The organism is Campylobacter sp. B0100352/1 (genome assembly GCF_020135855.1).
GTDB classification, from domain to species: Bacteria; Campylobacterota; Campylobacteria; order Campylobacterales; family Campylobacteraceae; genus Campylobacter_D; species Campylobacter_D taeniopygiae.
On sequence record NZ_JACHTP010000045.1, the window covers coordinates 1 to 3471 of the forward strand.

Sequence of the window (3471 nt, forward strand, 5' to 3'; positions counted from 1 at the left end):
ATGTTCTTTTACTTACCAATGTTAAAAGTCACAAGCAAGTTTTAAAAACAATTTTACTGAACTTGTTAAAGAATAAAACTTCACTGTCTTTTTCTTTAAAAGCTAAATAAAGATTTTAAAGAATAAGTTTTAAACTTCACAGCTTATATTTATTGCTTAATATAAGTGTTTAAATGCTTTCCGTCTTAAGACAGATATAAAAGAAGTCTTATTATAAAAACTTTAACAAGGAAGTGATGCGTTTTAGAATCAACTAAAAAAGGTAAAAAAGGTAAGCTACTAAGAGCGAATGGTGGATGCCTTGACTGGTAAAGGCGATGAAGGACGTACTAGACTGCGATAAGCTACGGGGAGCTGTCAAGAAGCTTTGATCCGTAGATTTCCGAATGGGGCAACCCAATGTATAGAGATATACATTACCTAATATAGGAGCGAACGAGGGGAATTGAAACATCTTAGTACCCTCAGGAAAAGAAATCAATAGAGATTGCGTCAGTAGCGGCGAGCGAAAGCGTAAGAGGGCAAACCCAATGCTTGCATTGGGGGTTGTAGGACTGCAATGTGCAATAAGTGAAGTTAGCAGAACACTCTGGAAAGTGTAGCCATAGAGGGTGATAGTCCCGTATGCGAAAACTGAACTTTAGCTAGCAGTATCCTGAGTAGGGCGAAACACGTGGAATTTTGTCTGAAGCTGGGTCGACCACGATCCAACCCTAAATACTAATACCAGATCGATAGTGCACAAGTACCGTGAGGGAAAGGTGAAAAGAACTGAGGTGATCAGAGTGAAATAGAACCTGAAACCATTTGCTTACAATCATTCAGAGCACTATGTAGCAATACAGTGTGATGGACTGCCTTTTGCATAATGAGCCTGCGAGTTGTGGTGTCTGGCAAGGTTAAGCACACGCGAAGCCGTAGCGAAAGCGAGTCTGAATAGGGCGCTTAGTCAGATGCTGCAGACCCGAAACGAAGTGATCTATCCATGAGCAAGTTGAAGCTAGTGTAAGAACTAGTGGAGGACTGAACCCATAGGCGTTGAAAAGCCCCGGGATGACTTGTGGATAGGGGTGAAAGGCCAATCAAACTTCGTGATAGCTGGTTCTCTCCGAAATATATTTAGGTATAGCGTTGTGTCGTAGTATAAGGGGGTAGAGCACTGAATGGGCTAGGGCATACACCAATGTACCAAACCCTATCAAACTCCGAATACCTTATATGTAATCACAGCAGTCAGGCGGCGAGTGATAAAATCCGTCGTCAAGAGGGAAACAACCCAGACTACCAGCTAAGGTCCCTAAATCTTACTTAAGTGGAAAACGATGTGAAGTTACTTAAACAACCAGGAGGTTGGCTTAGAAGCAGCCATCCTTTAAAGAAAGCGTAATAGCTCACTGGTCTAGTGATTTTGCGCGGAAAATATAACGGGGCTAAAGTAAGTACCGAAGCTGTAGACTTGACTTTGTCAAGTGGTAGGAGAGCGTTCTATTTGCGTCGAAGGTATACCGGTAAGGAGTGCTGGAGCGAATAGAAGTGAGCATGCAGGCATGAGTAGCGATAATTAATGTGAGAATCATTAACGCCGTAAACCCAAGGTTTCCTACGCGATGCTCGTCATCGTAGGGTTAGTCGGGTCCTAAGCCGAGTCCGAAAGGGGTAGGTGATGGCAAATTGGTTAATATTCCAATACCAACATTAGTGTGCGATGGAAGGACGCTTAGGGCTAAGCAAGCTAGCGGATGGAAGTGCTAGTCGAAGGTTGTAGGAGCTTATACAGGCAAATCCGTATAAGAATACTCCGAGAACTGACAGGCTTTTTGAAGTCTTCGGATGGATAGAAGAATTGCTGATGCCGTCGAGCCAAGAAAAGTTTCTAAGTTTAGCTAATGTTGCCCGTACCGTAAACCGACACAGGTGGGTGGGATGAGTATTCTAAGGCGCGTGGAAGAACTCTCTTTAAGGAACTCTGCAAAATAGCACCGTATCTTCGGTATAAGGTGTGGTTCGCTTCGTACTAGGATTTACTCCGAAAGCGAAGAAACTTACAACAAAGAGTCCCTCCCGACTGTTTACCAAAAACACAGCACTCTGCTAACTCGTAAGAGGATGTATAGGGTGTGACGCCTGCCCGGTGCTCGAAGGTTAATTGATGGGGTTAGCATTAGCGAAGCTCTTGATCGAAGCCCGAGTAAACGGCGGCCGTAACTATAACGGTCCTAAGGTAGCGAAATTCCTTGTCGGTTAAATACCGACCTGCATGAATGGCGTAACGAGATGGGAGCTGTCTCAAAGAGGGATCCAGTGAAATTGTAGTGGAGGTGAAAATTCCTCCTACCCGCGGCAAGACGGAAAGACCCCGTGGACCTTTACTACAGCTTGACACTGCTATTTGGATAAGAATGTGCAGGATAGGTGGGAGGCTTTGAGTATATGACGCCAGTTGTATATGAGCCATTGTTGAGATACCACTCTTTCTTATTTGGGTAGCTAACCAGCTTGAGTTATCCTCAAGTGGGACAATGTCTGGTGGGTAGTTTGACTGGGGCGGTCGCCTCCCAAATAATAACGGAGGCTTACAAAGGTTGGCTCAAAACGGTTGGAAATCGTTTGTAGAGTATAAAGGTATAAGCCAGCTTAACTGCAAGACATACAAGTCAAGCAGAGACGAAAGTCGGTCTTAGTGATCCGGTGGTTCTGTGTGGAAGGGCCATCGCTCAAAGGATAAAAGGTACCCCGGGGATAACAGGCTGATCTCCCCCAAGAGCTCACATCGACGGGGAGGTTTGGCACCTCGATGTCGGCTCATCGCATCCTGGGGCTGGAGCAGGTCCCAAGGGTATGGCTGTTCGCCATTTAAAGCGGTACGCGAGCTGGGTTCAGAACGTCGTGAGACAGTTCGGTCCCTATCTGCCGTGGGCGTAAGAAGATTGAAGAGATTTGACCCTAGTACGAGAGGACCGGGTTGAACAAACCACTGGTGTAGCTGTTGTTCTGCCAAGAGCATCGCAGCGTAGCTAAGTTTGGAAAGGATAAACGCTGAAAGCATCTAAGCGTGAAGCCAACTCTAAGATGAATCTTCTCTAAGCTCTCTAGAAGACTACTAGTTTGATAGGCTGGGTGTGTAATAGATGAAAGTCTTTTAGCTGACCAGTACTAATAGAGCGTTTGGCTTATCTTTTTATAAGCATCACTTCCTTGTTAAGGTTTTTTTACCTTAAAAAGAAAGTAAAGGTTTTTAACTTGCTTTTAACATTGTTTTTTAAGTATTCATCAAAGAATATTTAAATAACAATGTCCGTGATTATACAGATGTGGAAACGCCTTGCTCCATCCCGAACCAAGAAGCTAAGCACATCGTGGGTGATGATACTACGCCTTACTGGCAGGGGGAAAGTAGCTCATTGCGGACTTGTTAATTATTCTACTTCTTATTTTAATCTTCTTAGAGTATTTTAATCTTTTAATATAAAA

At 44.0% G+C, this 3471-nt stretch carries 2 rRNA genes; both read left to right on the plus strand.

Annotation, left to right across the window (positions count from 1 at the left end):
* Nucleotides 1–269: 269 nt before the first annotated feature.
* A 23S ribosomal RNA gene (locus H2279_RS08220) occupies nt 270–3178 on the plus strand.
* Between the two features lie 115 nt (nt 3179–3293).
* A 5S ribosomal RNA gene (gene rrf / locus H2279_RS08225) occupies nt 3294–3410 on the plus strand.
* The last annotated feature ends 61 nt before the right edge of the window (nt 3411–3471 follow it).